The 26,707-nt window shown below is 65.6% G+C and carries 26 protein-coding genes, 2 tRNA genes and 1 pseudogene; 17 read left to right on the forward strand and 12 right to left on the reverse strand.

The genetic code is table 11. The features are described from left to right. Positions 1-102 precede the first annotated feature (102 nt). The 5 genes and pseudogenes from sigM to ACZY0X_RS27005 form a co-directional block, all read left to right on the forward strand. A pseudogene (gene sigM / locus ACZY0X_RS26985) lies at positions 103-654 on the forward strand (RNA polymerase sigma factor SigM); the annotation flags it as partial. A 491-nt stretch (positions 655-1,145) separates the two neighbouring features. Further along, positions 1,146-1,802: a hypothetical protein gene (locus ACZY0X_RS26990; RefSeq protein WP_463774791.1), complete on the forward strand. Its 657-nt coding sequence runs from the start codon at positions 1,146-1,148 to the stop codon at positions 1,800-1,802. 113 nt (positions 1,803-1,915) lie between these two features. Continuing rightward, positions 1,916-2,851 (forward strand): thioredoxin-disulfide reductase, encoded by a 936-nt coding sequence (gene trxB, locus ACZY0X_RS26995; RefSeq protein ID WP_463774792.1) that lies wholly within the window; start codon positions 1,916-1,918, stop codon positions 2,849-2,851. Positions 2,852-2,900: 49 nt separating this feature from the next. Then, a complete protein-coding gene (gene trxA, locus ACZY0X_RS27000) occupies positions 2,901-3,233 on the forward strand; it encodes a thioredoxin (RefSeq protein ID WP_241402268.1) in 333 nt (110 codons plus the stop codon). A 128-nt stretch (positions 3,234-3,361) separates the two neighbouring features. Beyond that, positions 3,362-4,549, forward strand: a complete 1,188-nt coding sequence (locus ACZY0X_RS27005; RefSeq protein ID WP_463774793.1) for an N-acetylmuramoyl-L-alanine amidase — start codon at positions 3,362-3,364, stop codon at positions 4,547-4,549. Positions 4,550-4,551: 2 nt separating this feature from the next. Here ACZY0X_RS27005 and ACZY0X_RS27010 read toward each other — a convergent pair whose 3' ends face one another. From ACZY0X_RS27010 to rpmH, 9 genes are all read right to left on the reverse strand, one after another. Further along, on the reverse strand, positions 4,552-5,301 hold the full coding sequence (locus ACZY0X_RS27010) for an acetyltransferase (protein ID WP_463774794.1): 750 nt from the start codon (positions 5,299-5,301) through the stop codon (positions 4,552-4,554). Positions 5,302-5,514: 213 nt separating this feature from the next. Next, positions 5,515-6,498: a ParB/RepB/Spo0J family partition protein gene (locus ACZY0X_RS27015; RefSeq protein WP_463774795.1), complete on the reverse strand. Its 984-nt coding sequence runs from the start codon at positions 6,496-6,498 to the stop codon at positions 5,515-5,517. A 16-nt stretch (positions 6,499-6,514) separates the two neighbouring features. Beyond that, entirely contained in the window at positions 6,515-7,507 is a 993-nt protein-coding gene (locus ACZY0X_RS27020; protein ID WP_463774797.1) for a ParA family protein, read from the reverse strand. Continuing rightward, the gene (rsmG, locus tag ACZY0X_RS27025) at positions 7,504-8,208 is read right to left on the reverse strand and encodes a 16S rRNA (guanine(527)-N(7))-methyltransferase RsmG (RefSeq protein ID WP_463774798.1); all 705 of its coding nucleotides are present in this window, start codon (positions 8,206-8,208) and stop codon (positions 7,504-7,506) included. Before rsmG ends, ACZY0X_RS27020 begins: the two co-directional genes overlap by 4 nt. A gap of 88 nt (positions 8,209-8,296) precedes the next feature. Further along, complete coding sequence (locus ACZY0X_RS27030) at positions 8,297-8,824, reverse strand: Jag family protein (RefSeq protein WP_463774800.1); 528 nt, start codon at positions 8,822-8,824, stop codon at positions 8,297-8,299. A 58-nt stretch (positions 8,825-8,882) separates the two neighbouring features. Beyond that, positions 8,883-9,989 (reverse strand): membrane protein insertase YidC, encoded by a 1,107-nt coding sequence (gene yidC / locus ACZY0X_RS27035; protein WP_463774860.1) that lies wholly within the window; start codon positions 9,987-9,989, stop codon positions 8,883-8,885. A 43-nt stretch (positions 9,990-10,032) separates the two neighbouring features. After that, positions 10,033-10,341 (reverse strand): membrane protein insertion efficiency factor YidD, encoded by a 309-nt coding sequence (yidD, locus tag ACZY0X_RS27040; protein ID WP_463774801.1) that lies wholly within the window; start codon positions 10,339-10,341, stop codon positions 10,033-10,035. Beyond that, positions 10,338-10,712, reverse strand: coding sequence for a ribonuclease P protein component (rnpA, locus tag ACZY0X_RS27045; protein WP_463774803.1), 375 nt, complete (start codon positions 10,710-10,712; stop codon positions 10,338-10,340). The genes yidD and rnpA overlap by 4 nt, the downstream gene beginning before the upstream one ends. Before the next feature lie 21 nt (positions 10,713-10,733). After that, positions 10,734-10,877 (reverse strand): 50S ribosomal protein L34, encoded by a 144-nt coding sequence (gene rpmH, locus ACZY0X_RS27050; RefSeq protein ID WP_463774804.1) that lies wholly within the window; start codon positions 10,875-10,877, stop codon positions 10,734-10,736. 533 nt (positions 10,878-11,410) lie between these two features. Here rpmH and dnaA point away from each other — a divergent pair. The 10 genes from dnaA to ACZY0X_RS27100 all read left to right on the forward strand — a co-directional run bounded on the left by dnaA (position 11,411) and on the right by ACZY0X_RS27100 (position 23,643). Further along, positions 11,411-12,895: a chromosomal replication initiator protein DnaA gene (gene dnaA, locus ACZY0X_RS27055; protein ID WP_463774861.1), complete on the forward strand. Its 1,485-nt coding sequence runs from the start codon at positions 11,411-11,413 to the stop codon at positions 12,893-12,895. A 651-nt stretch (positions 12,896-13,546) separates the two neighbouring features. Next, entirely contained in the window at positions 13,547-14,743 is a 1,197-nt protein-coding gene (gene dnaN / locus ACZY0X_RS27060; protein ID WP_463774805.1) for a DNA polymerase III subunit beta, read from the forward strand. A gap of 31 nt (positions 14,744-14,774) precedes the next feature. Next, positions 14,775-15,668 carry a phosphogluconate dehydrogenase (NAD(+)-dependent, decarboxylating) gene (gene gnd, locus ACZY0X_RS27065; protein ID WP_463774807.1) on the forward strand — a complete coding sequence of 298 codons (894 nt, stop codon included), beginning with the start codon at positions 14,775-14,777 and terminating at the stop codon, positions 15,666-15,668. Between the two features lie 51 nt (positions 15,669-15,719). Beyond that, a complete protein-coding gene (gene recF / locus ACZY0X_RS27070; protein ID WP_463774808.1) occupies positions 15,720-16,880 on the forward strand; it encodes a DNA replication/repair protein RecF in 1,161 nt (386 codons plus the stop codon). Continuing rightward, on the forward strand, positions 16,877-17,434 hold the full coding sequence (locus ACZY0X_RS27075) for a DUF721 family protein (protein WP_241402256.1): 558 nt from the start codon (positions 16,877-16,879) through the stop codon (positions 17,432-17,434). Before recF ends, ACZY0X_RS27075 begins: the two co-directional genes overlap by 4 nt. 233 nt (positions 17,435-17,667) lie before the next feature. After that, a complete protein-coding gene (gyrB, locus tag ACZY0X_RS27080; protein WP_463774810.1) occupies positions 17,668-19,701 on the forward strand; it encodes a DNA topoisomerase (ATP-hydrolyzing) subunit B in 2,034 nt (677 codons plus the stop codon). A 61-nt stretch (positions 19,702-19,762) separates the two neighbouring features. Next, positions 19,763-22,306, forward strand: coding sequence for a DNA gyrase subunit A (gene gyrA / locus ACZY0X_RS27085; RefSeq protein WP_463774812.1), 2,544 nt, complete (start codon positions 19,763-19,765; stop codon positions 22,304-22,306). 46 nt (positions 22,307-22,352) lie between these two features. Beyond that, positions 22,353-23,258, forward strand: a complete 906-nt coding sequence (locus ACZY0X_RS27090; protein ID WP_463774813.1) for a DUF3566 domain-containing protein — start codon at positions 22,353-22,355, stop codon at positions 23,256-23,258. Between the two features lie 87 nt (positions 23,259-23,345). Then, a tRNA-Ile gene (locus tag ACZY0X_RS27095) sits at positions 23,346-23,419 on the forward strand. 151 nt (positions 23,420-23,570) lie between these two features. Continuing rightward, positions 23,571-23,643: transfer RNA gene (locus tag ACZY0X_RS27100), tRNA-Ala, on the forward strand. A 96-nt stretch (positions 23,644-23,739) separates the two neighbouring features. On the opposite strand, the gene cwsA is transcribed toward ACZY0X_RS27100, so the two are convergent. After that, positions 23,740-24,165 carry a cell wall synthesis protein CwsA gene (cwsA, locus tag ACZY0X_RS27105; RefSeq protein WP_463774815.1) on the reverse strand — a complete coding sequence of 142 codons (426 nt, stop codon included), beginning with the start codon at positions 24,163-24,165 and terminating at the stop codon, positions 23,740-23,742. A gap of 86 nt (positions 24,166-24,251) precedes the next feature. On the opposite strand from cwsA, the gene ACZY0X_RS27110 reads away from it, so the two are divergent. After that, positions 24,252-24,797: a peptidylprolyl isomerase gene (locus ACZY0X_RS27110; protein ID WP_463774816.1), complete on the forward strand. Its 546-nt coding sequence runs from the start codon at positions 24,252-24,254 to the stop codon at positions 24,795-24,797. A gap of 93 nt (positions 24,798-24,890) precedes the next feature. Here the strand turns inward: ACZY0X_RS27110 and ACZY0X_RS27115 are convergent, their stop codons facing one another. Beyond that, positions 24,891-25,307: a PH domain-containing protein gene (locus tag ACZY0X_RS27115; RefSeq protein ID WP_463774817.1), complete on the reverse strand. Its 417-nt coding sequence runs from the start codon at positions 25,305-25,307 to the stop codon at positions 24,891-24,893. 155 nt (positions 25,308-25,462) lie between these two features. Next, positions 25,463-25,747, reverse strand: coding sequence for a cell division protein CrgA (gene crgA, locus ACZY0X_RS27120; RefSeq protein WP_241402249.1), 285 nt, complete (start codon positions 25,745-25,747; stop codon positions 25,463-25,465). A gap of 123 nt (positions 25,748-25,870) precedes the next feature. Between crgA and ACZY0X_RS27125 the strand changes: the two genes are divergently transcribed. Further along, complete coding sequence (locus tag ACZY0X_RS27125) at positions 25,871-26,680, forward strand: DUF881 domain-containing protein (protein WP_463774819.1); 810 nt, start codon at positions 25,871-25,873, stop codon at positions 26,678-26,680. Positions 26,681-26,707: the final 27 nt, after the last annotated feature.

Here is a 26,707-nt window from a genome sequence, read left to right on the forward strand (position 1 = left end):
ATCCCCAGGGTGTTGTCGAGATCGTCGCAGGTCAGGGGACCTGTCAACTGTTGTGCACAAATGGTGTCATGACCGGTGCCCGAGGTTGCCTAGGGTTTGACTGTGGGCAGCTTGGGGGACGTCACCGGCGGGAGTCGGTCCGATGCGGAGTTGCTCGCGGCCCACGTCGCGGGTGACCCCCACGCGTTCAAGGCACTGTTCCACCGCTACCACCGTCAGCTCTACCGAGTGGCGATGCTGACCAGTCGCAGTCCCGAGGACGCCGCGGATTCACTTCAGGACGCCCTGCTCTCCGCGCACCGCACGGCCCCCGGCTTCCGGCATGACGCATCGGTGAGCAGCTGGCTGTACCGCATCGTCGTCAACGCGTGCCTGGACCGGTTGCGCCGCAACAAGTCTCATCTGACCATCCCGTTGCTCGACGACACGCACCCGGCGGGTGATCCGACGTCGCGGGTGGAGACCGCCCTGGTGGTGGAGCGAGCACTGCTGCGACTACCGGTCGACCAGCGTGCCGCGGTGGTGGCCGTCGACATGCACGGGTACTCCGTCGCCGAGACGGCACGCCTACTCGGCGTCCCCGTCGGCACGGTCAAGAGCCGATGCGCACGGGCCCGCGCCAAACTCGCGGAGTCGCTGGGTTACCTCTCGCGCGACGATTTCGCGCGCGACGATCTACTGGCTCTGCCGAACCCTGGTGTCCGGCCGCGCGATACCGCCGTAACCGGGTCCACCGTTGACCACATACGAGAGGCAGCCCGGGATGTCTCGGCACGCGATGATCGCGCCCGCGCCCGGTGACGCGCCGCGCACGACGGGCGGATTGTTCGGGATTCCGCAGGTCTGGAGGAACGGGTTGAACGGTTCGATGTACATGCTGCACCGAGGAGCGGCCACCGCGGTACCAGGGGCGGCGGCAATACTCGCCGCAGCGGCCAACGCGCCTGTGGCCATCAGCACCGCTGATCCCACCGTCGTCAGCCTCCGGCCTGCAGTGAACACGATGACGACCTTCCTGAGCGCACGCTGCGGCCCGCCAACGGGGCCTGTAATACATTGAACGCTCCAGCACCGCGCCGAATTCCCTAAACTGCGGGGTTATCGTCGGTTTCGACGGAAATCTTGAACCGAGATCGTGGAGTGACGTGGACGAGGACGCGGAACCGGTTGCGGACGCCGCCCACACCATGGCCGCACTGGATCTCGTACGCCACGACCTCGCGCGCCTCGGCGCGGACGCCATGACCGCCGAGCACCTTCCCGACCCTCCGGCCGACGTCACCGCACGGCTGTCCGCGGCCCTGGCGGCAGCCACCCCGCCAGGGGGCAGGGCGTCACACGCCGCCCGCCGATCGGTGGCGAGCCCGCGCACCGTCGCCCTGGTCATAGGAGGCCTCTCCGCCCTGGCCGCGGTCGGCATCGGCGTCACGGCGCTCCGCGACACCGCGCCCCCGACCCCAGCGGCGGGTGCGACCGCCGATCGCATCACGGTGTCGCGGCCATCCGTGGACTTCCCCGTCCCCCGAGCGGAACTCCTCGCCATGCTCGACCGGCCCGCCGACCTCAGCGGTCTGAGCGATCCCGCGCAGCGAGCCGCGTGCCTGTCCGCGCTGGGCCGCGGTGGCTCAGCGGCGGTGCTGGGCGCCGACAACGTCGACGCCGGTGGCCGGCCCGCCATCCTGCTAATCCTGGGCGGTGGAAACGACACGATGACCGCGCTGGTCGTGGCGCCGACCTGCAACGCCACCGATCCCGGCGTGATCGCCGAAACCGTCCTCGTGCGCGTCACGACCCCGTCCTGACCGACGCCGCCCACTGTCGGGGAACACCGCCCCTTACGCTGGTGTTATACGCGTGCCGACGCGTGAAGCCCGCGAGCGGCCAATATGAGAAGGCCACGACGAGAAGGACGGATATGACCTCCACTTCCACGATCCATGACGTGATCATCATCGGATCGGGACCGGCCGGTTACACGGCAGCCATCTACGCCGCGCGTGCACAGCTGAAGCCGCTGGTGTTCGAGGGTGTCACGTTCGGCGGTGCGCTGATGACCACCACGGAGGTGGAGAACTACCCGGGCTTCAAGGAGGGCATCACCGGCCCCGAGCTGATGGGCGAGATGCGGAAGCAGGCCGAGCGTTTTGGCGCCGACCTGCGCATGGAGGACGTCGAAGAGGTGTCCCTGGAGGGCCCCATTAAGACCGTCACGGTCGGCGACGAGACCTTCCAGGCTCGATCGGTGATCCTGGCGATGGGCGCGGCCGCGCGGCACCTCGGCGTACCTGGCGAGGAAGAGCGCATCGGTACGGGTGTGAGCACATGTGCAACGTGCGATGGCTTCTTCTTCCGCGACCAGGACATCGCGGTGATCGGCGGCGGTGACTCGGCGATGGAGGAGGCCACCTTCCTCACCCGGTTTGCGCGCAGCGTCACACTAATCCACCGACGTGACGAATTCCGCGCGTCCAGGATCATGTTGGAGCGCGCGCAGGCCAACGAGAAGATCACGTTCCTGACCAACACCGCGGTGACCGAGGTCGAGGGTGACCCCAAGGTGACCGGTCTGCGGCTGCGCAACCTCGTCACCGATGAGGAGTCCAAGCTGGCGGTCACCGGCGTGTTCGTCGCCATCGGCCACGACCCTCGCTCCGAGCTCGTCCGCGGTCAGGTCGATCTCGACGACGAGGGCTACGTGTTGGTTGCGGGCCGCACCACGGCGACATCGATCGACGGAGTCTTCGCCGCAGGCGATCTCGTCGACCACACCTACCGTCAGGCGATCACCGCTGCGGGCAGTGGCTGTTCGGCGGCCATCGACACCGAGCGCTGGCTTGCCGACAACGAGTGAGCTGCAACCGATTTCACGACTTCCAACCCCACTAGACAGGAGCATTCACATGGGCGACAACAAGGCAACGGTGGCAGTCACCGACGACTCGTTCTCCGCAGACGTGCTGTCCAGCAGCACACCGGTATTGGTGGACTTCTGGGCGACGTGGTGCGGCCCGTGCAAGATGGTCGCCCCGGTGCTCGAGGAGATCGCCACTGAGAAGGCCGGCGAGCTGAAGGTGGCCAAGATCGACGTGGACGCCAATCCCGCCACGGCACGTGACTTCCAGGTGGTGTCGATCCCGACCATGATCCTGTTCAAGGACGGGCAAGCGGTGAAGCGGATCGTCGGCGCAAAGGGCAAGGCTGCCCTGCTTCGCGAGCTCGCCGACGTGGTCTGACGCGCTGTCCGCGGCACCACGGGCGTCCTCTGGGTTTCCGAATTTTCGCGACGGTCTGCGACAATGCTGTCTAGCCTGTCTGAATTCGTCGGCGGGGTGTACGCCGTCCGTGACCCGAAAGGCCTGGTATGTCGAGTCTGCGCCGCGGTGACCGGGGAGGCGCGGTCACCGAGATCCGCGCGGCCCTCGGCGCGCTGGGGCTGGTCGACAGCCCCGATGCGGATCTGACCACCGGAAAGCATGTCGCGCTCGACGTGTTCGACGACGTTCTGGACCATGCCGTGCGCGCATTTCAGCAGCATCGCGGCCTCCTCGTCGACGGCATCGTCGGCGAGGCGACCTACCGTGCGCTCAAAGAGGCCTCGTACCGTCTCGGTGCCCGCACTCTGGCGCACCAGTTCGGCGCGCCGATGTACGGCGATGACGTTGCGACACTTCAGGCTCGACTTCAGGATCTCGGCTTCTACATCAACCTTGTCGACGGGCACTTCGGTCTGCAGACCCACAACAGCCTGATGTCCTATCAGCGCGAGTACGGCCTGTACCCCGACGGCATCTGCGGGCCAGAGACACTGCGCTCGTTGTACTTTCTGGGCTCCCGGGTCACCGGTGGCTCACCGCATGCCATCCGCGAAGAGGAGCTGGTCCGCCGCTCCGGCCCGCGTCTGTCGGGAAAGCGGGTCATCATCGATCCGGGCCGCGGCGGCAGCGACACCGGACTGATCGCGAACGGGCCCGGTGGCCCCATCAGCGAGGCAGACATCCTGTGGGACTTGGCAAGTCGACTCGAGGGCCGGATGACGGCCATCGGAATGGATACCTTCCTGTCCCGCCCGGTCGGACACAGTCCACTCGACCCCGAGCGCGCCGAGACGGCCAACACCGTCGGTGCCGACCTCATGATCAGCTTGCGGTGCGCTGCGGTGGAGGGGCCGGCCGCCAACGGTGTCGCATCCTTCTACTTCGGTAATGCGCACGGGTCGGTGTCCACGATCGGGCGCAATCTGGCCGACTTCATTCAGCGAGAAGTGGTGGCACGATCCGGATTACGTGACTGCCGCACCCACGGCCGGACGTGGGACCTGCTGCGCCTGACCCGGATGCCCACGGTTCAGGTCGACATCGGTTACGTGAGCAATCCGCATGATCTCGACCTGCTGGTATCGCCGGCGACCCGCGACAGCATCGCCGAGGGCATTCTCGCCGCCGTGAAGCGGCTGTACCTTCTCGGCAAGAACGATCGCCCGACCGGAACCTTCACGTTCGCAGAGCTTCTCGCGCACGAGATGTCGGTCGAGCAAGCAGCCAAGGGCTGATCTCAGCGGTAGGGCCCCGCGCCGGCGCCCACCGGTTGGCTGAGTTGCGCACTCTCGAAGAGCCTCTCCAGTGCCGCCTCGACGTCGGCCTTCCAACCCAGTCCCTGCTCGAGTTCGAGACGTAGCCGCGGGAAGTACTGGTGCGGTGAGACGACGACGAAGCCGACATCGGTCAAGAAGTCGGCATCGAGAATGCACTGATCCGCCGAACAGTCTCCGAGCGCCTCGACCGCGAGTCGCAATTCCGGCGTGACCATTCCTGGATCGACGAGCTCGGCGGCTTCGGCAGTCCGGCCGAACGCCTCCAGCGCGCGAACGCCGCGGCGGACCAGGTCCCCCACCACCGCGGTGACGAGACCACCCGACAGCCCGCCGCTGTCGGCGCCCGCCTCGACGCCCATCGAGGTGAGCAGAACCGCGTCGGCGCTCACCGGTCCGGACGGGAACAGCCTGGCGCGGGGAACCGCGCGGGGCGGCGCGTAGAACGCATACCCAAGGCAGGGTGCCTCGACGTCATCAACGGGGCCGCCGAATCCCTCGTCATCGGGTTCGCACGACAGGGCCATCTGCCCACACGACCCCCACTCGAGCATGACCATGGACAGCCACGCCTCCTTCTCGAACTCGGGATCGGCGAGATGATCGTCGCCTCCGAGAGTTGAGGGGTCGACTTCCCAGAAGACACACCGCCGCGCGTGCTTGGGCAACTGCTCGAAGGCTTCGAGCCGCAGCGGCGTGATGCGGGCGGACACTAGACCCCCCAAGTTTCAGAAGACGGGCAAGGCTTTCCATCCAGAATAGGAGACAGCGACGCCGTCGGCCGCGCGTGGTCCTCCGAGCGCACTTCCGATGCGGTCGAGAACCGAATCTTGCTGGCGGACAACGTATTTCCTCCCTGCGAGGTGTGTGAGCGCCGACTCAACCCGGTCGTGTGTCACAGTGACGTAATTACGCCGTGTGGTAGGTCATGGCTTCGCAGCGTTCATCAGGTCCACAATTCGCTGAAGGTCGTCGACCGAGCCGAACTCCACCACGATCTTGCCCTTCCGTTTGCCGAGGCTCACGGTGACGCGGGTGTCGAACGCCGAGGACAGCTTCTCAGCAACGTCCTGGAGGCCGGGCATCTGAATCGGCTTGCGACGCGGCGCCGACGGCGTGGGTTCCTGCTCGCGGTTGGCCAGCGTGACGTATTCCTCCGTGGCGCGGACCGAGAGCCCCTCCGCCACGATCCGGGCCGCGAGCTCTTCCTGCTTCTCCGGTCCCCCCTCGAGGGATAGCACTGCCCGCGCGTGTCCCGCCGACAACACACCCGCCGCCACCCGCCGCTGTACCGCCACCGGAAGCCGCATCAACCGGATCATGTTCGTGATCACCGGACGCGACCGCCCGATCCGGGCCGCCAGTTCCTCGTGGGTGACACCGAACTCGTCGAGCAGCTGCTGATAGGCCGCCGCCTCTTCCAACGGGTTCAGCTGAGCGCGATGGATATTCTCGAGCAGCGCGTCGCGCAGCATGCTGTCGTCCGCGGTCTCACGGACGATGGCGGGGATCGTGGTGAGGCCGGCCTCCTGCGCAGCACGCCACCTCCGCTCCCCCATGACGAGCTGGTACCGCGGTCCACCCGGTGCCGATTCCACCGGTCGCACGACGATGGGCTGCATGAGGCCGAACTCACGGATGGAGTGCACCAGTTCGGCGAGCGCCTCACCGTCGAAGACGGTGCGCGGCTGCCGGGGGTTCGGTTCGATCGCTGTGGGGTCGATCTCACGGTAGACGGCACCCACCGGGGACGGCTCCGCCACGGGAGCTCCGCCCAGGACCACATCGGCCGCGGCGTCGCCCATCCGGTGGCCGAACCCGTCACCGTCACCGCTACCGTCGGCGGGACCCGTCGGAATCAACGAGGCCAGTCCGCGGCCGAGACCGGTTCTCTTGCGCGGCTGAGTCATCGCCGTACCCCCGTGATCATCGCTGTCCCTTCGTCGTGCCACGTTCGGCGAGTTCCCGGCTGGCGTCGAGATAGCTCATCGCACCCCGGGATCCCGGGTCGTAATCCAGGATCGTCATTCCGTAACCCGGCGCCTCAGACACTTTGACGCTGCGCGGGATCACCGTCCGCAACACCTTATCGCCGAAGTGCGCCCTGACGTCCTCGGCGACTTGGTCAGCCAGCCTGGTCCGTCCGTCGTACATCGTCAGGATCACGGTGGTGACCTCGAGGCTCTGGTTGAGATGCGCCTTCACCATCTCGATATTGCGCAGCAGCTGGCCCACCCCCTCGAGGGCGTAGTACTCGCACTGGATCGGGATCAACACCTCAGGTGCTGCCACCAGAGCGTTGATCGTCAACAGTCCGAGCGATGGCGGGCAGTCGATGAACACGTAGTCGAAGTCGTAGTCCTTGAGGCCGGCCAGTGCGTTTCGCAGCCGACCCTCGCGCGCGACCATGCTCACCAACTCGATCTCGGCGCCGGCCAGGTCGATCGTCGCGGGCACGCAGTACAGGCGTTCGTTGTGCGGGCTACGCTGCAGCGCCTCCTCCAGCGTGATCTCACCGATCAACACCTCGTACGACGACGGGGTGCCCTCCCGGTGCTCGATGCCCAGCGCTGTGCTCGCGTTGCCCTGGGGGTCGAGGTCGATCACAAGCGTCTTGAGTCCCTGCAGTGCCAGAGCCGCGGCGATGTTGACCGCCGTGGTGGTCTTTCCGACGCCACCCTTCTGATTGGCGATGGTGAAGACGCGCTGACGTTCGGGCCGAGGGAGTCCCTGCCGCTTGACCTTGTGGAGGAGGCTGACGGCACGCTCCGCCTCGGCTCCGATCGGGGTGTCCCCCGCGCTGGCCGTCATCGGATCTCCGCTCTGGCCATCCCCCGGCGAGAGCCATGTTTCACGTGAAACATTGTCGGCCGGTGGGCGTGCGGCGCCGCGCACGACGCCGCGCTTTCCTGGTTTCATGAGCTGCTCCTGCCCGGCCGCGATGTGCGGCCGGCTCGCCTTGACTGCTTGCCGCGCTGCGCCACGACCACGGTTGCGGGTGGAGTCAAATAGTTCACGCCACATCTCACCACCCTCACGTCAACAGCACCTAATGAGTCGAGGACTCGCCGGTGTTCGTCGACTTCCTCCTGGGCGCGTTCGCCCTTCATGGCCAACATCCGACCGTCCACGCGCAGGAGCGGCAAGCTCCATCTCGCGATCTTGTCGAGTGACGCGACGGCACGTGACGTCACGACGTCGGCTTCCGATACCTGACTGAGAACTGTCTTGTCCTCCGCACGCCCGCGGATCACCGCGACGTCGAGGCCGAGCTGCTCGACCACTTCGGAGAGAAAGTCTGCGCGCCGCAACAGCGGCTCCACGAGGGTGATGCGTGCGCCGGGGCGGGCCAATGCCATCGGGATGCCCGGTAGGCCGGCACCACTACCGATGTCGACGACCGTCTCGCCGTCCGACACGAGTTCGGCAACGGCGGCGCTATTGAGGACGTGCCTGCCCCAGAGCCTGTCGACTTCGGACGGTCCGAGGAGGCCACGCTCAATGCCGGCACCCGCGAGGATGCCGACATAGCGTTCCGCCTCTGAGATTCGCGTACCGAATACGCGCACGGCCTCCGGCGGCGGAGGAGGAGGCGCCTCGCCATGTTTCACGTGAAACAATCCTCCGCCCCGGGCCGTGGGAACTACATCGGTGTAACTCTTGCGCGAGGGTCCGCGCGGGCTGATCAAGTCAGCCGGGTAAGACCCGTCAACTCGGTAGAACGACGACCCGACGAGACGGCTCGGCGCCCTCGCTCTCACTGCGAACACCATCCACCGCCGCGACGGCGTCGTGGACGATCTTCCGCTCGAACGGTGTCATTGGGTCGAGTTCTTCGCGTTGGCCGCTCTCCAGCACGCGCTGGGCAATGCGGTCACCGAGTGCGGCCAACTCATCGCGGCGACGCCGACGCCACCGAGCGATGTCCAACATCAAGCGACTGCGCTCACCGGTCTTCTGGTGCACCGCCAACCGCGTCAGTTCCTGCAACGCGTCGAGAACCTCGCCCTTGCGACCGACGAGCTTGTTGAGGTCTGCCCCACCGTCGATGCTGACGATCGCGCGGTCACCCTCGACATCCAGATCAATGTCACCATCGAAGTCCAGGAGGTCCAGGAGCTCCTCGAGATAGTCTCCGGCGATCTCCCCCTCGGCGACCAGTCGCTCCTCGAGATCCTCGGTCTTGGGCGCGTCGTCGGCTTCGGCGGCGCGCTCAGTCGTATCAGCGTCTGTCATGTTCGTCCTTCCTCGTTCACCGGTGCAATGGCGGGGTGATCCCCGCCTTCGGATCCGGTCAAGACTTCCGCTTACGCGGACCGTTGGTATTCCGGCGCGGTGTCGCCTTGGCTGCGCTTGGGCGCGAACCCTTCGCCGGTGGCTGGGCCGATGTGCCCTTCGACGCGTCGGGTGTCGCCTCATCGAGTGCCGCGACCTCTTCCCCGGCGGACTCCGTCAACTCCCCCGACGATGCCTTCTCCACGTCCGATTGCTTGGCCGCGGGCTTGGCACCGGCGACTGGCTTGGCACCGGGACTCGGCTTATTCGAGCGCTTCGGCTTCTTGCCCGGTGCCGGCGCGTTGGCGGCGCGACGCTCCTGCGCCTCGAGCTTCGCGGCCTCCTCGCGCTTCTCGATCTTGCCGAACACGTAGTGCTGCTGACCGAAGGTCCAGATGTTGTTGGCCACCCAGTAGAGGATCACGGCCAGGGGCAGGAACGGTCCACCAACGACGACGCCCAGCGGGAAGACGTACAGGGCCAGCTTGTTCATCATCGCGGTCTGCGGATTCGCGGCCGCTTCCGGACTCTGCCGTGCCACTGACGCCCGGCTGTTGAAGTAGGTGGCGATACCCGCGAGGACCATCAGCGGCAGGCCGACCAGGATGACAGCCACGCGATCGAACTCGAGGAACGCGTCGAGGCCGCTCGTCTGAATCATCGTGGCGCCCAGCGGTGCACCGAAGAGGTTCGCGTCCAGGAAGTGGCCGACGTCGGTCGCGTTGAAGAAGTAGTTGCCGGTCGCCCGGTTCTGCTCAACCGTCAGCTGGATCTGGCCGAAGCCGCCCTGCGTCCGGTTGAACGAGCGCAGCACATGGAACAGGCCGAGGAACACCGGCACCTGAGCGAGCATCGGAAGGCAGCCGAGGATGGGGTTGAAGCCGTGGTCCTTCTGCAGCTTCTGCATCTCCAACGCCATGCGCTGGCGGTCCTTGCCGTACTTCTTCTGCAGTGCCTTGATCTGAGGTTGCAGCTCCTGCATCTGCCGCGTGGTCTCGATCTGGCGAACGAACGGCTTGTACAGGATCGCGCGCAACGTGAAGACGAGGAACATCACCGACAGCGCCCATGCGAAGAAATTCGAGGGCCCGAGAAGGAAGCCGAAGATCTTGTACCAGACCCACATGATCGCCGAGACCGGATAGTAGATGTAGTCCAGGCTCGCCCAGTTAAACAAGTGAATCGCTCCTCAACGTCGCGGCCGCATCCGCATGGTGGTGGTGCCGCGGTTCTGGTATCGGGTCCCATCCTCCGCGATGCCACGGCCCGCACTTCGCGAGCCGCACCACCGCCAGCCACGCTCCCCGGGCGAACCCGTGTTCACGCAGCGCGTCGACCGCGTACTGGCTACAGGTCGGGGTGAAGCGACAGGCCGGCGGACGGAACGGAGAGATCATGTTCCGGTAGATGTCGATGAGGTAGATCGCGGCGCGAGACAGCCCCCTCGACGGAGACCAGCGCCTGCTCGACCTGTTCATCGACGAACCCCGGGCTCCGACCGCGCCTTGCGCAGTGCCGCTCGGAGTTGTTGATCCAGACGGGCCGAGAGCGCATCGCGACTGCCCGGCAATGCCCGGATGACCAGACGGTCCCCGGGCTCGAGATCTTCGATGACACCACGCGCCACACCACGCAGCCGACGGGCTACCTGATGGCGCACGACGGCGTTCCCCACCGACTTCGACACCACCAGACCGATCTTGGGTGCCATCTCGGGGACGCCGACCTCGTCGACAACAGCAGAACGCAGAGAGTGCACGACCAAGTCGGGCTGGACGGCCCGCACGCCTCGGTTGACCGTCAGCCCAAAATCCGTCGACCGTGTCATCCGGTACTGGGCCGGAAGCACTGCGCTAGACCCTGCGGCTAATCACGCAGTGAGAGAACTACGGCCCTTGCTGCGCCGCGCGGACACGATGGCGCGACCCGCACGGGTCCGCATACGGAGCCGGAAGCCGTGCACGCGCGCACGACGGCGGTTGTTGGGCTGGAAAGTCCGCTTGCCCTTGGCCACGGCTATTACTCCTCGTTCGTGTGGCGGCACACACCATCACGTGAGTGTGATGATCCGAGCCGCTTGCGAGCCCCGGCGCGTAAACCCGAAACTCCGGGTCGCAGCCGTGTCGCCACGTTCGGGCGACTGTTCGAGGGTACTGACGAGATTTCCCTAGGTCAAACCGCTCTACCCGGACCCGGCTGACACCACATTCGTCACATTGTTCACCCCAGCTTCACGCTGGCCAAGACGTGCACAGGAACCCCCAATAAATGTTGCAGAACGGTTGGCCACCCGTCCTGAAACCTGTTAACTTCTGGCAGTGCCGGTTCAGACTTAACGGCGATCGACAACAACCGAGGATGGTCATCACCTGCGAGCCCACAGACGTCGACAACTGTGACGAGCTCCGGACCAGATCATCCCCATGAATAGACATCAGCACCATGACGGCTGTCCACTATCCACAGCCTGTGGATAACTATGTGGACAGTTTTCGTTTCGATATATTCTTCCGTCTCCGCTGACGGGCCTCGAGGAGGTGCGTGTCTTTGACGACGGACCCCGATCCTCCCTTCGTCGCCATCTGGAATGACGTCGTCACCGAACTCAACGGAGGCGGCACCGGCCGCGACACCGACAACGGTTTTGGCGCACTGCCTGCCCTCACGCCCCAGCAAAGGGCGTGGCTGAAATTGGTCAAGCCCCTGGTCATCACCGAGGGATTTGCCCTGTTGTCGGTTCCGACGCCGTTCGTCCAGAACGAGATCGAGCGACACCTCCGCGAGCACATCGTGACCAGCCTCAGCCGGCGTCTCGGTCAGCGCGTCGAACTGGGTGTGCGGATCGCCGACCCCGGCCCCGAGACCGATCAACACGACGATCGCGTGCCCGCCCCCCTGCCCGAACCCGACGAAGTCGATGACGATCAGGAGGCGCTCGCCAGCGCCGAGGCCACGTGGCCGAGTTACTTCACCAACCGGCCGCCCAGTGGCGAGACGCCGGATGTCAGCCTCAACCGCCGCTACACCTTCGAGACATTCGTCATCGGCGCGTCGAACCGGTTCGCCCACGCGGCCACCCTCGCCATCGCCGAGGCGCCGGCCCGGGCCTACAACCCGCTCTTCATCTGGGGTGAGTCCGGCCTCGGCAAGACCCACCTGCTGCACGCCGCCGGTAACTACGCCCAGCGGCTGTTCCCCGGCATGCGTGTCAAGTACGTGTCCACCGAGGAATTCACCAACGACTTCATCAACTCGCTCCGAGACGACCGCAAGGCGTCGTTCAAGCGCAGCTATCGCGATATCGACGTCCTGCTGGTCGACGACATTCAGTTCATTGAGGGTAAGGAAGGCATCCAGGAGGAGTTCTTCCACACCTTCAACACGCTGCACAACGCGAACAAGCAGATCGTCATCTCGTCCGATCGGCCGCCGAAGCAGCTGGCGACGCTGGAAGACCGTCTCCGGACCCGCTTCGAGTGGGGCCTGATCACCGATGTTCAGCCGCCTGAACTCGAGACTCGCATCGCCATCTTGCGCAAGAAGGCGCAGATGGACCGCCTCGACGTGCCCGGCGATGTCATGGAACTGATCGCCAGCAGCATCGAACGCAATATCCGCGAGCTCGAGGGCGCGCTTATTCGCGTCACCGCGTTCGCCTCGCTCAACAAGACCCCGATCAGCAAGTCGCTCGCGGAGATCGTCCTGCGTGACCTCATCTCCGACTCCAGCACCATGCAGATCAGTACCGCCACGATCATGGCCGTCACCGCGGATTACTTCGAGACCGCTGTCGAGGAGCTTCGCGGGCCCGGTAAGACCCGCTCGCTGGCCCAGTCACGCCAGATTGCGATGTATCTGTGCCGCGAGCTCACCGACCTGTCCCTGCCCAAGATCGGGCAGGCCTTCGGCCGGGATCACACCACGGTGATGTACGCCGAGAAGAAGATCCGCGGTGAGATGGCCGAGCGACGTGAGATCTTCGATCACGTCACCGAGCTCACCACCAGGATCCGGCAGCGCTCCAAGCGCTGACCTGTCCCCTCACCTCAATTCCGCGCGTACTTTGCGCTGTCTTCGCGCGCCATTCGCGCGCCATTCGCCACAGAATCACGTCCCGTCCGCGCCGCCGATCCGCCCCGCGCACACCGGAATTCGTCTCGTCGGGGCGTCTGGGGGCAGATCGGCAGAACAAATCTCAAAGAAACTTCCGCCCCGGACGTATCCTCTGTCACACACAGACCTCGTGGACACAGCTGTGTACAACCTTGGAGTCGCCATCCACGAGTTCACCAGTTCCGACGCGACACGCAGCCCATACACATGCGCCGAAATTCGTCCGGCGTGTCATCCACAGCTCACCCACGAGCACCGACCGGTGTCGACCTGCACTCCGATAGCTCCATCCACAGGTTCCACAGGCCCTATTACTGTTACTCATATATCTAGATAGATCTCTTTTAAAAGTAGGGGCTTGGGGAGACATCGATCCGAGGCGTCCACCACGGCTCACGTGACGAGCGCTCACTCCGATCGATTAGCTTTCAAGATGCGGCGCGAGGATCTACGGTTGTTATTCGATGACAGGTACGGTCGTCATACCCGCAGCGTCACTGCTGATCGCGCAAGCGTCGCAAAACCGCTGCTTAGCGCTTGTTGTATGAGATTTTTCTTCGAAGGGACGCTATGGACGCGGCGACGACTGCCGGCCTCACCGATCTGAAGGTTCGCCTGGTTCGCGAGGACTTCGCCGAAGCAGTGGCGTGGGTCGCACGCATCCTGCCCACCAGACCAACCGTCCCCGTTCTCTCCGGCGTGCTGTTGACCGGCTCCGATGACGGGCTCACGATCTCCGGCTACGACTACGAGGTGTCCGCCGAAGTCCGGGTTGCAGCCGAAATCGCTTCTCCGGGAAGCGTTCTCGTCTCTGGCCGGTTGTTGTCTGATATCACCAAGGCTCTCCCGGCCAAACCGGTCGATGTCACCGTCGAGGGCACGCGCGTGTCGTTGAGCTGCGGAAGCGCACGATTCTCGCTTCCCACGATGGCCGTCGAGGACTACCCGGCGCTGCCGGCGCTCCCCGAGGAGACCGGGGTGGTGGCCTCGGATCTGTTCGCCCAGGCCATCGGCCAGGTCGCCGTCGCCGCGGGTCGTGATGACACGTTGCCGATGCTCACCGGCATCCGCGTCGAGATCTCCGGCGAGAAGGTCGTCATGGCCGCCACCGACCGCTTCCGCCTGGCAGTTCGCGAACTGAACTGGTCAACCGCATCGGCTGATATCGAGGCCGCGGTACTGGTACCCGCCAAGACCCTGTCCGAGGCGGCCAAGGCCAGCAGCTCGGGATCTGATGTCCAGTTGTCGCTGGGATCGGGAGCCTCCGTCGGCCAGGACGGCCTATTGGGCATTCGCAGCGCGGGAAAGCAGACCACCAGTCGCCTGCTGGACGCGGAGTTCCCGAAGTTCCGCCAGCTGCTGCCCTCCGAGCACACCGCGGTGGCCACCATCGCGGTTGCCGAGCTCACCGAGGCGATCAAACGCGTCGCACTGGTCGCCGATCGGGGCGCCCAGGTGCGGATGGAGTTCGACTCCGATGTCCTGCGGCTCTCCGCCGGCGCCGACGACGTCGGACGGGCCGAGGAGGATCTGCCGGTCGAGTTCTTCGGTGAGCCTCTCACCATCGCGTTCAACCCGACCTACCTCACCGATGGACTGGCCTCGCTGCACTCGGAGAAGGTGACCTTCGGGTTCACCACCCCCAGCAGGCCCGCTGTGTTGCGGCCAACGGGTGATGACGATGGGTACGCCGATTCGTCCGGGCCGTACCCCGCAGGTAACACTGACTACGTCTATCTGTTGATGCCGGTGCGGCTCCCGGGCTGACCGGCCCTAGCTACGCCAGGAGAGCACACACATGCAATTGGGCTTGGTCGGCCTCGGTAAAATGGGCTTCAACATGCGCGAACGTCTGCGCGAGGGTGGACATGAGGTGGTCGGCTACGACCCCCGCCCCGAAGTCACCGACGTCCCGACGCTGGCTGGTCTCGCCAGTGCACTGCAGGTCCCGCGGGTGGTCTGGGTCATGGTGCCCTCCGGTGAGGTCACGCACGACACCATCGTTGAGCTCGCCGACGTGCTGGGCGAGGGCGACTTGGTAATCGACGGAGGAAACTCCCGATACACCGAGGATGCGCCACACGCGAAACTCTTGGCCGACAAGGGGATTGGCTTCATCGACGCTGGCGTGTCCGGTGGGATCTGGGGCCTGACCGAGGGTTACGGCCTGATGGTGGGTGGCAGCGACGAGGATGTCACGCGAGTGATGCCCATCTTCGAGACGCTGCGACCTCCGGGCGAACTCGCCGACGGTTTCGTCCACGTCGGCCCGGTCGGAGCGGGACACTTCGCGAAAATGGTGCACAACGGCGTGGAGTACGCGCTGATGACGGCTTACGCCGAGGGCTATGAGATTCTCGCCGCCGAGGACCTGGTCAAGGATCCCCAGGCGGTCTACCAGGCGTGGACCAACGGCACCGTCGTGCGGTCCTGGTTGCAGCAGCTCCTGGCCAAGGCCCTCAAGGAAGATCCCGAGCTCGCCGATATCAGTGGCTACACCGAGGATTCCGGTGAGGGACGGTGGACCGTCGAAGAGGCGATCAGGTTGCGTGTGCCGGTGCCGGGAATTGCGGCATCGTTGTTCGCACGCTTCCTGTCCAGGCAGGATGACTCGCCGACCATGAAGGCCGTCGCGGCGCTGCGCAATCAGTTCGGTGGTCACGCCGTTCAGAGGATCTCGAAGTCTGGCTGATTCGGCCAGCGGGAGCCAAGCACATCGGGGATAGGACTCGGGTACAGGAATTTGTACGTTCGTCACGTGGGTTTGACCGACTTCCGGTCGTGGCCGAAGGTCGAACTTGAGCTGGAACCAGGACGCACGGTGTTTGTCGGCCCGAACGGCTTCGGCAAGACGAATATCGTTGAGGCCCTGTGGTATCAATCGACGCTGAGTTCGCACCGGGTGGGTTCGGACGCTCCGTTGATCCGGGTGGGCGCCGAGCGCGCCGTGGTCTCGACGATCGTCGTCAACGAGGGACGTGAGCTCGCGATCGACCTGGAGATCACCTCCGGGCGCGCCAACAAGGCCAGGCTGAACCGCTCCCCCGTGCGAAGCGCCCGTGAAGTCCTCGGTGTTCTGCAGTCCGTGCTGTTCGCGCCGGAGGACCTGGCGCTGGTGCGCGGGGATCCGGGTGAACGACGACGATTCCTCGATGAGCTCGCGACGACGCGGCGACCATCGATTGCCGGTGTCCGTGCGGACTACGACAAGGTGGTGCGGCAGCGCACCGCACTGCTCAAGACGGCCTCGGGTGCTCGATTCCGCGGTGACACAAGCGCTTTGGACACACTTGACGTGTGGGACGGCCATCTCGCAACCTATGGTGCGCAGCTCATCGCGGCCAGGGTCGCGCTCATCACTCAGCTCGCGCCGGAGGTGGTGAAGGCCTATCAACTGCTGGCGCCGGAGTCGCGTCCCGCAGCGGTGCGCTACCGCAGCTCGGTGGACACGGTCGAGGCGGAGGCGGCCGCGGGCACCGTCGACATCGAGATGTATGAGGCCGCACTCCTGGCGGAACTCGCCGGCCGGCGCTCCGCGGAACTCGAGCGCGGTGTCTGCCTGGTCGGACCACACCGTGACGATCTCGAACTGCGGCTTGGCGACCAACCGGCGAAAGGCTTTGCCAGCCATGGGGAATCGTGGTCGATGGCATTGTCGCTGCGGCTTGCCGCCTACGAGCTGCTGCGCCAGGAGGGTACCGACCCGGTGCTGCTTCTCGATGACGTCTTCGCCGAACTCGACGATGCCCGCAGGCGCGCACTCGTGGGCGTAGCGTCCTCGGCCGAGCAGGTGTTGGTCACCGCCGCGGTGGCCGACGACATTCCCTCGGACTGGGATGCGCGTCGGGTAAGGATAGGTATGCGCGAAGACGACGACGGACGCACTTCGGAGGTGATCGAATGACCGACGAGCCTGGCGGCCCACCGGAGCACCTCGCGCACCTCGCGGGGATGGATCTGGTGCGCCGAACGTTGGAGGAGGCACGCGGCGCCGCGCGCAGTCAGGGGAAGGATGTCGGCAGGGGAGGTAACTCCCCCGCCAAGAAGATCGCCGGCGGTAACCGGGGCCGGCGCAGAACGTGGTCGGGGCCAGGTCCTGATGCTCGAGATCCCCAGACGTTGGGCGCGGCGACCATGGACCTTGCGCGCCGCCGTGGCTGGACCCCCAAGGTCTCCGAGGGTGCGGTGTTCGGGAAGTGGTCCGAGGTGGTCGGGGAACAGATCGCCGAACACGCGACCCCATCGGTCCTGCGTGAGGGCGTCTTGACGGTGGTGGCGGAGTCGACCGCGTGGGCCACCCAACTGCGAATGGTGCAGGCCCAGCTCCTGGCGAAGATCGCCGCGGCCGTCGGTGATGGCGTCGTAAAGTCGTTGAAGATAGTGGGTCCGACCGCGCCGAACTGGCGCAAGGGCAAGTTGCACATCGCCGGACGAGGGCCGCGCGACACCTACGGCTGAGACACCTGCTGGACGATCGCTGAGAGCCTTTTGAATCCGAAATGAGACGCTCGCGAGCGGCCGGACGAGGGGATAACCGAGAAATTCCGCGCACGTCGCAATTAGGTACACAGAAACGCCGCCTCAGAATCGGTGCTGACGGTGGCTGACGGTAGACTTGCGGCAGATCCGTGAGGGGCAGTTAGTCCCCCTAGCGAGCATCCCCCTGCAAAGACCAAGGAGACGCGTCCAACGTGGCTGCCCAGAAGAACAGTCCTGCGAACGAGTACGGCGCCGAATCGATCACCATTCTCGAGGGTCTCGAGGCCGTCCGGAAGCGTCCGGGCATGTACATCGGGTCCACTGGTGAGCGTGGTCTGCACCACCTGGTGTGGGAGGTCGTCGACAACGCGATCGACGAGGCGATGGCAGGCTACGCCACCAGGGTCGACGTCAAGATCCTCGGCGACGGCAGCGTCCAGGTCACCGACGACGGCCGCGGTATTCCCGTGGCGATGCACGCAACAGGTGTTCCCACGGTCGATGTCGTCATGACGCAGCTGCACGCCGGCGGTAAGTTCGGCGGCGAGAACAGCGGTTACAACGTCAGTGGTGGCCTGCACGGTGTGGGTGTGTCTGTGGTCAACGCGCTGTCGACCCGGCTCGAGGCCACGATTCTGCGTGACGGCTCGGAGTGGTTCCAGTACTACGACCGCTCGGTGCCCGGCACCCTCAAACAGGGTGGGCCGACGAAGAAGACCGGCACGACCATCAGGTTCTGGGCGGACCCGGAGATCTTCGAGACCACTGAGTACGACTTCGAGACCGTCGCGCGTCGCCTCCAGGAGATGGCCTTCCTCAACAAGGGCCTCACCATAGATCTCATCGACGAGCGGGTGACCGCCGAGCAGGTCGTGGACGAGGTCGTCAGCGACACGGCCGAGGCCCCCAAGACCGCGGATCAGGTTGAGGCAGAGGCCAAGGGCCCGCACAAGGTCAAGCACCGCACCTTCCACTACCCCGGCGGCCTGGTCGACTACGTCAAGCACATCAACCGCACCAAGACCCCAATTCAGCAGAGCATCATCGCCTTCGACGGCAAGGGTCCCGGCCACGAGGTCGAGATCGCGATGCAGTGGAACGCGGGCTACTCGGAGTCGGTGCACACCTTCGCCAACACCATCAACACGCACGAGGGCGGTACCCACGAGGAGGGTTTCCGCAGTGCGTTGACCACGGTGGTGAACAAGTACGCCAAGGACAAGAAGCTGCTGAAGGAGAAGGAAGCCAACCTCACTGGCGACGACATCCGCGAGGGTCTCGCCGCGGTCATCTCCGTCAAGGTCAGCGATCCTCAGTTCGAGGGCCAGACGAAGACCAAGCTCGGCAACACCGAGGTCAAGTCGTTCGTGCAGAAGATCTGCAACGAGCAGCTGAACCACTGGTTCGAGGCGAACCCGGCGGAGGCGAAGACCGTTGTGAACAAGGCGGTTTCATCGGCGCAGGCCCGACTCGCCGCTCGGAAGGCGCGAGAGTTGGTGCGGCGCAAGAGCGCGACCGATATCGGCGGGCTACCAGGCAAGCTGGCGGACTGCCGTTCCACGGATCCGCGGCTGTCGGAAGTCTATGTGGTGGAGGGCGACTCGGCTGGCGGCTCGGCGAAGAGCGGACGCGACTCGATGTATCAGGCGATCCTGCCCCTGCGCGGCAAGATCATCAACGTCGAGAAGGCGCGCATCGACCGGGTGCTGAAGAACACCGAAGTCCAGGCGATCATCACAGCGCTCGGTACCGGCATTCACGACGAGTTCGATATCGCGAAACTGCGGTATCACAAGATCGTGCTGATGGCCGACGCCGACGTCGACGGCCAGCACATCTCGACGCTGCTGCTGACGCTGTTGTTCCGATTCATGAAGCCGCTCATCGAGAATGGGCACGTCTTCCTCGCGCAGCCGCCGCTGTACAAGCTCAAGTGGCAGCGCAGTGAGCCCGAGTTCGCTTACTCCGATCGCGAGCGCGACGGACTGCTCGAGGCTGGCAAGGCCGCCGGTCGGAGGATCAACACCGAGGACGGGATCCAGCGCTACAAGGGTCTCGGCGAGATGGACGCCAAGGAATTGTGGGAGACCACAATGGATCCCAGCGCTCGCGTCCTTCGACGGATCACGCTCGACGACGCCGCCTCGGCCGACGAGCTCTTCTCGATCCTCATGGGCGAGGACGTCGAAGCCCGCCGCAGCTTCATCACCCGCAACGCAAGAGATGTTCGCTTCCTCGACGTGTGATTCCGCGATGCCCGATTCCAGGAACCGAATCCCTAGCTGCTCATAGACGAGCGAGGAGCACATGACAGACACGACCCTTCCCCCGGGAGACGACGGCGCCACCACCGATCGGATCGAACCGGTCGACATCCAGCAGGAGATGCAGCGCAGCTACATCGATTACGCCATGAGCGTCATCGTCGGCCGTGCACTCCCCGAGGTCCGAGACGGTCTCAAGCCCGTACACCGGCGCGTGCTGTACGCCATGTACGACTCGGGGTTCCGGCCGGACCGCGGTCACGCGAAATCGGCGAGATCCGTTGCCGAGACGATGGGTAACTACCACCCGCACGGCGACTCGTCGATCTACGACACCCTGGTCCGAATGGCCCAGCCGTGGTCACTGCGCTATCCCCTGGTCGACGGCCAGGGCAACTTCGGCTCACCGGGTAACGATCCCCCGGCCGCCATGCGTTACACCGAGGCGCGCCTCACTCCGTTAGCCATGGAGATGTTGCGCGAAATCGACGAGGAGACAGTCGATTTCGTCCCGAACTATGACGGCCGCGTGCAGGAGCCGACCGTTCTGCCCAGCCGGTTCCCCAACCTGCTGGCAAACGGCTCGGGCGGTATCGCGGTCGGCATGGCCACAAACATGCCGCCGCACAACCTTCGCGAGCTCGCGGAGGCCGTCTTCTGGTGCCTGGACAACTACGAGGCCGACGAGGAGAGCACGCTCGCCGCGGTCACCGAGAGGGTCAAGGGACCGGACTTCCCCACCTATGGTCTGATCGTCGGCTCGCAGGGTATCCACGACGCCTACACGACGGGTCGCGGCTCGATCCGCATGCGGGGCGTCGTGGAGATCGAGGAGGACTCGCGGGGCCGCACCCTGCTGGTCATCACCGAGCTGCCCTACCAGGTCAACCACGACAACTTCATCACCTCGATCGCCGACCAAGTGCGCGACGGCAAGCTCGCGGGCATCTCCAACATCGAGGACCAGAGCAGCGACCGCGTGGGATTGCGGATCGTGGTCGAGGTCAAGCGCGATGCCGTGGCGAAGGTGGTGCTGAACAACCTCTACAAGCACACCCAGCTGCAGACCAGCTTCGGCGCGAACATGTTGTCGATCGTCGACGGTGTTCCTCGCACCCTGCGCATCGATCAGCTGATCCGGCTGTACGTGGTCCATCAGCTCGAGGTCATCGTCCGCCGGACCACCTACCGGCTGCGCAAGGCCAACGAGCGGGCACACATCTTGCGCGGTCTGGTCAAGGCGCTCGACGCCTTGGACGAGGTCATTGCGCTCATCCGGGCGTCGGCGAACGTCGACGTCGCGCGGGCCGGCCTGATCGAGCTGCTGGATGTGGACGAGATCCAGGCGCAGGCGATCCTCGACATGCAGTTGCGGCGCCTCGCCGCACTGGAACGCCAGCGCATCGTCGACGATTTGGCCAAGATCGAGGCCGAGATCGCCGACCTCGAGGACATCCTGGCCAAGCCGGAGCGCCAGCGCGCCATCGTCCGCGAGGAGCTCGCGGAGCTCGTCGAGAAGTACGGCGACGACCGGCGCACCCGCATCATCCCCGCCGACGGCGACGTCGCCGACGAGGACTTGATCGCGCGCGAGGAGGTGGTCGTCACGATCACCGAGACCGGCTACGCCAAGCGGACCAAGTCCGATCTGTACCGCAGCCAGAAGCGCGGCGGCAAGGGTGTGCAGGGCGCCGGCCTCAAGCAGGACGACATCGTTCGGCACTTCTTCGTCGGCTCCACACACGACTGGATCCTGTTCTTCACCACGCAGGGCCGGGTCTACCGGGCGAAGGCCTATGAGCTCCCGGAGGCGTCCAGGACGGCCCGCGGCCAACACGTCGCGAACCTGCTGGCGTTCCAGCCCGAGGAGCGCATCGCCCAGGTCATCCAGATCAAGAGCTACGAGGATGCGCCCTACCTGGTGCTGGCCACCCGCAACGGTCTGGTGAAGAAGTCCAAGCTCACTGACTTCGACTCGAACCGGTCGGGCGGCATCGTCGCGGTGAACCTGCGTGACGGTGACGAACTGGTGGGTGCGGTGCTGTGTTCCGCCGACGATGACCTGCTGCTGGTCTCCGCGAAGGGGCAGTCGATCCGCTTCTCGGCGACCGATGACGCGCTGCGGCCGATGGGTCGGGCCACGTCCGGCGTGCAGGGCATGCGCTTCAACGAAGAGGACAAGCTGCTCTCGCTGAACGTCGTGCGTGAGGACACGTATCTGCTGGTTGCGACGTCCGGTGGCTATGCCAAGCGGACCGCGATCAACGAGTACACCGCGCAGGGCCGAGGCGGTAAGGGCATTTTGACCATCCAGTACGACCCCAAGCGTGGCACTCTGGTCGGAGCGTTGATCGTCGACGATGACACCGAGCTCTACGCCATCACCTCCGGAGGCGGTGTCATCCGAACGAGGGCACGTCAGGTGCGCAAGGCCGGACGGCAAACCAAGGGGGTGCGCTTGATGAACCTCGGTGAGGGCGACACACTGATTGCCATTGCGCGTAACGCCGACGAGGACCCCGAGGACACTGAGGGCACTGAGGACGCTGAAGGCACTGAGGGCACCGACGAGTCCGACGAGACGTGACGCCAACCGTTTGCACCGGCAACCGGTCTGATCGAAGGAGCCGTAGGTGAGTTCACCCAACGAGCCGGGGTACCCGCGCGCGGCAAGCGCCAACGGCTCACCGGGTGCCACGCCCGATGCCGGCCCGCCCGCGGGTGGGCCGGCGCGCAACGGTCCTGCCAAGGAGTCCGGGGAGGCGCCGCCGCCCTGGCAGCGCGGCAGTACGCGGCCCCGACCGGGTCCGCGCACCGCTGACGGCCCCGAGGGTGGTCGTGCGGGGTCAGCGGCGGGGCATCCGCCCGGCGCAGACGCCAGGCTCAACCGGTTCGTCTCGGGTGGTCCCGCGACTCCCCCACCGGCGGCACCCACCCGGGAGGGTGGTCCGACGCGTGAGGGCGAGGCCCCCAGGGGCGAGGGACCGCGTGGTGAGCAGGCTCGTCCCGAGCCCACCAGGCCCGAGGCCACCAGGCCCGAGACGTATGCCAGTGAGCTACCCGATCTGTCCGGATCACCGCGGCCGCCGGTACGCAAGCCTCCTGCGGAGCGCTCGGCACCCGAGGCACCGTCGACCCGGCCCGTGGTACGTCCGCCCGTGACGGGCCGTGCGACGGGTCCGGTGCGGGCCACCATGGCCATCCGACGGTTCGATCCGTGGAGCGTGTTGAAGGTCTCCCTGGTGCTCTCGGTCGCACTGTTCTTCGTGTGGATGATCGCCGTCGCGTTCCTGTACTTGGTGCTGGGCGGTATGGGCGTCTGGAGCAAGCTCAACAGCAACGTCGGTGATCTGCTCACCAGCGCGAGTGGCAGTGGCGGAGAACTGGTCTCCAGCGGCACGATCTTCGGCGGAGCCGCCCTGATCGGGCTGGTAAATATCGTGCTTCTGACGGCGATGGCAACGTGCGCCGCGTTCATCTACAACCTCACCACCGACCTCGTCGGAGGTGTCGAGGTGACGCTGGCGGACCGCGATTGATCACAGCGCTGAGCGCCCAGATCGATGGTGGTTTGGGTGCTAGGCAGGCGTTGCGGTAATCTCACCGCTCGTCCGGATGGATAAAACGGGCCTATAGCTCAGGTGGTTAGAGCGCTTCGCTGATAACGAAGAGGTCGGAGGTTCGAGTCCTCCTAGGCCCACGGAAATGCCGGCCCGCCCGGCGTGGTCACCGGAAGGGTGCACCGTGAAACTGGTGTTGCTGATCATCGCCGCAGCTGCGGCCGTGGTCGTCTGGCGGTCGCGACGCGGCGTCGAGGTATGGCATACGGCGGCCGACCCCGCCAACCCCTAGGGGCCTTAGCTCAGTTGGTAGAGCGCTGCCTTTGCAAGGCAGATGTCAGGAGTTCGAATCTCCTAGGCTCCACAATTCTTTCGTCTTTCCCGTTGAGTGAGCAGTGACGGCACCTGCCACTCGCACATCGTCACCGTGAGCGCTATGTCAACGCACCGGGGCGCGTCCTCAGGGCCGCGGAGTCACCTCAACGCTCGGTGGCCGGGGCGAGGGCTCGGGTTGCGTCGACCGTCGAATGATCGAGAACGTCACGGCACCGACCGCCAGTACCGCAGCCCCCACCGCGATGAGCACCAGTGGCCGTGGTCGGCGCTTGGACGTGCGCGCCTCCTGCAGCGCCAGGGGCAGTCCGCTGACCACTTCCTGCGCGGCCGCGAGCTCGGTGACGATCGCCGCCTGTGCCGCCGCCAGATCCTGGCGCAGTCTGCCGCTGCGGTAGCGATCCCGCACCCAGGCAGCGGAGGACTGCGCGGAGTCCACACCGATGCCCAGCGCTCCCCTGGTGACGTCCACGGGGCCCAGCGTGGAGTACTTCAGACCGCGGGCCAGCCGTTGCCGGGGATTCAACCGCTCGACGGTCGTCTTGGAGCTCATTGGTGCAACCTCTCTGCGGTCAGGCGGGTGGAACACACCCAGCCAACCCTATTCGGGCGGGGGCGGCATCCGGCGCGGAAATGCGAATGGCACACTGGGTTCCCGTGACGAGCCCCATTCAGACAGCGACCGCGACACTTCACACCAACCGCGGCGACATCAAGATCGCACTCTTCGGCAATCACGCGCCGAAGACCGTCGGAAACTTCGTTGGCCTGGCCCAGGGCAACAAGGACTACAGCACCGAGAACGCCTCTGGTGGCGCCACAGGCCCGTTCTACGACGGCGCCGTGTTCCACCGCGTCATCTCCGGCTTCATGATCCAGGGCGGCGACCCGACCGGCACCGGCCGCGGCGGACCGGGCTACACCTTCGATGACGAGTTCCATCCGGAGCTCGCCTTCGACAAGCCCTACCTCCTGGCGATGGCCAACGCCGGCCCGGGCACCAATGGCTCGCAGTTCTTCATCACGGTCGGCAAGACGCCGCACCTGAACCGCAAGCACACCATCTTCGGTGAGGTCGTCGATCCGGAGTCGCAGAAGGTCGTCGACGCCATCGCCGGCACCGCTGTCGACCGCGGCGACCGTCCCACCGAGCCCGTCGTCATCGAATCGATCACGATCTCTTGATGCACTGATTGCACGCTCGTCGGCGCATCCCCAGGGAGCCTCGTCCGGCGAGCGTGCAATTGGCTTGCGCAGAACCCGCCTCCGCTGCCGTCCTCAGCCGGTGTAACCGGCCGCGGTCAGCGCGTCGAGGACCTCGAGTGGGTCTGTGCCCAGATCCCAGCGGGTGAAGACCAGCAGGCGATCGCCCTGCACCACGTCGATCTCCAGCATGCGGACCTTGCGTCCGATGCGACGGAACTCGGTGATCCGCACGGCACCGATGTCGGCTGGCTTCAGCACCTGCGTGTGCCACCAGCCGCGGGCCACCAGACCCTCACCGGTGATTGCCAGTTTTGGCCGCGCGCGCCAGGACATGGTTGCAAACGCGAGAAGTCCGATCGCGGCAACCCCCGCAAGGAACCGCCCCGGAGTGTCTGTGACTACCGTCACAGCGGCAATTGCCATGGCTGCGCCGAAGGTTGCGCACGCCAAGATGCCGCCAGTGCGTGGGCTCCACTGAGTTTGCTGCATCCGTTCTCAACACCCCTTACGCGTGGGCAATCGAGTTATCCACAGGTGCTATCCACAATGGGGATGAATCACAACGATGTGATTGCGTGACGACCAGGTTGCCAGCGGCCGAACGCATCGAGGCCAACTTGAATACAACCTTGCGTCATCTGTGATCACCGCCACCGCATGGTGAGCAACAGGCCAGTGATCATGAAGGCAAACGCAATCGCGTAGTTCCACTGCGCCAGATTGGCCATCCAGGTGAGCCAGCTGGGTGCGTCCACAGGATTGGTCGCGGCGAGCTGGAACACCAGCAACCACACCAGACCGAGCAGCATCAGGCCGATGAAGAGTGAGACGAACCACACGCTCGACGGTCCCGCTTTCACCTTCACAGGGGTGCGGCTCACCGGGTTGACGGTGAAGTCGTTCTTCTTGCGGACCTTTGACTTGGGCATGGGTACCTTCGGACGGGTTGGCGCCACTTCGACGGTGCGGTGCGACGATGGAGCAGATGCAGTCAGAGCCTATCTCAGCGGACCGCCCAGCCGAGAACCCTGACGACCCGGGAGGAGGACCCGATGGCAGCTAGTCAGTCCACTCCGCCAGCCGGTGACCACGCCCAGGCGTCAGCGGCAGAGGCACCACCACCCCGGCGGTCGTTCTGGCGGTTCGGCGTCCCCATCGTCTGTTTGTGCGCCGGCCTCCTGCTGGCGACCACGCACACCGTCTCCGGTGGTGACGAGATCCGGCGTAGCGACGCACCGCGGCTGGTCGACCTGGTCCGCGAGGCCCAGCAGTCGGTGGACCGGCTGTCCGCTCAACGCGACGCGATGGTGTCCGAGATCGACAATCATCACGGTGGAAGCCCGGGTGCCGACGCCGCCCTCCACGCGATCACTGGCCGAGCCGACGCTCTCGCCGCTGCGGCCGGCGTCGATCCGGTCCGAGGTCCGGGTCTGGTGATCACGCTGAATGACGCACAACGTGACGCTGACGGCAGGTTTCCAGGGGACGCCTCCCCCGACGACCTGGTGGTGCACCAGCAGGATGTGCAGGCCGTCCTGAACGCTCTCTGGGCCTCGGGCGCTGAGGCAATACAGATGCAGGACCAGCGCATCATCGGGACGTCGGCGCCCCGGTGCGTCGGCAACACCCTGCTGCTCAACGGCCGCACGTACAGCCCGCCGTACGTGATCACCGCCATCGGCGACGTGCCCGCGATGCAGGCCGCCCTGGCAGCCGCTCCCCTGGTCACCCTGTACCGCCAGTATGTGATGCGGTTCGGCCTGGGCTACACCGAAGCGCCCAAGCCGCAGGTCGACGTCGTCGGCCACACTGCGCCGGTGCGGATGCGCTACGCCACGCCCGCGGGTCCGCTCGGTTACTGACGCCGCCGCAGGCGGGGCGCAAAAGGC

It is taken from the genome of Mycobacterium sp. IDUB_39 (assembly GCF_055419205.1).

Excerpts from the sequence above, each read along its gene's own strand:
- ACZY0X_RS27110 (WP_463774816.1), top strand. The coding sequence starts at position 24,252 with ATGGCACACTGGGTTCCCGTGACGAGCCCCATTCAGACAGCGACCGCG.
- yidD (WP_463774801.1), bottom strand. The coding sequence starts at position 10,341 with ATGAACAGGTCGAGCAGGCGCTGGTCTCCGTCGAGGGGGCTGTCTCGC.
- ACZY0X_RS27075 (WP_241402256.1), top strand. The coding sequence starts at position 16,877 with ATGACCGACGAGCCTGGCGGCCCACCGGAGCACCTCGCGCACCTCGCG.
- ACZY0X_RS27125 (WP_463774819.1), top strand. The coding sequence starts at position 25,871 with ATGGCAGCTAGTCAGTCCACTCCGCCAGCCGGTGACCACGCCCAGGCG.
- dnaN (WP_463774805.1), top strand. The coding sequence starts at position 13,547 with ATGGACGCGGCGACGACTGCCGGCCTCACCGATCTGAAGGTTCGCCTG.
- cwsA (WP_463774815.1), bottom strand. The coding sequence starts at position 24,165 with ATGAGCTCCAAGACGACCGTCGAGCGGTTGAATCCCCGGCAACGGCTG.
- crgA (WP_241402249.1), bottom strand. The coding sequence starts at position 25,747 with ATGCCCAAGTCAAAGGTCCGCAAGAAGAACGACTTCACCGTCAACCCG.
- yidC (WP_463774860.1), bottom strand. The coding sequence starts at position 9,989 with ATGTGGGTCTGGTACAAGATCTTCGGCTTCCTTCTCGGGCCCTCGAAT.
- ACZY0X_RS27015 (WP_463774795.1), bottom strand. The coding sequence starts at position 6,498 with ATGACTCAGCCGCGCAAGAGAACCGGTCTCGGCCGCGGACTGGCCTCG.
- gyrA (WP_463774812.1), top strand. The coding sequence starts at position 19,763 with ATGACAGACACGACCCTTCCCCCGGGAGACGACGGCGCCACCACCGAT.
- trxB (WP_463774792.1), top strand. The coding sequence starts at position 1,916 with ATGACCTCCACTTCCACGATCCATGACGTGATCATCATCGGATCGGGA.
- ACZY0X_RS27020 (WP_463774797.1), bottom strand. The coding sequence starts at position 7,507 with ATGAAACCAGGAAAGCGCGGCGTCGTGCGCGGCGCCGCACGCCCACCG.
- ACZY0X_RS27030 (WP_463774800.1), bottom strand. The coding sequence starts at position 8,824 with ATGACAGACGCTGATACGACTGAGCGCGCCGCCGAAGCCGACGACGCG.
- trxA (WP_241402268.1), top strand. The coding sequence starts at position 2,901 with ATGGGCGACAACAAGGCAACGGTGGCAGTCACCGACGACTCGTTCTCC.
- ACZY0X_RS27005 (WP_463774793.1), top strand. The coding sequence starts at position 3,362 with ATGTCGAGTCTGCGCCGCGGTGACCGGGGAGGCGCGGTCACCGAGATC.
- gnd (WP_463774807.1), top strand. The coding sequence starts at position 14,775 with ATGCAATTGGGCTTGGTCGGCCTCGGTAAAATGGGCTTCAACATGCGC.
- ACZY0X_RS27115 (WP_463774817.1), bottom strand. The coding sequence starts at position 25,307 with ATGCAGCAAACTCAGTGGAGCCCACGCACTGGCGGCATCTTGGCGTGC.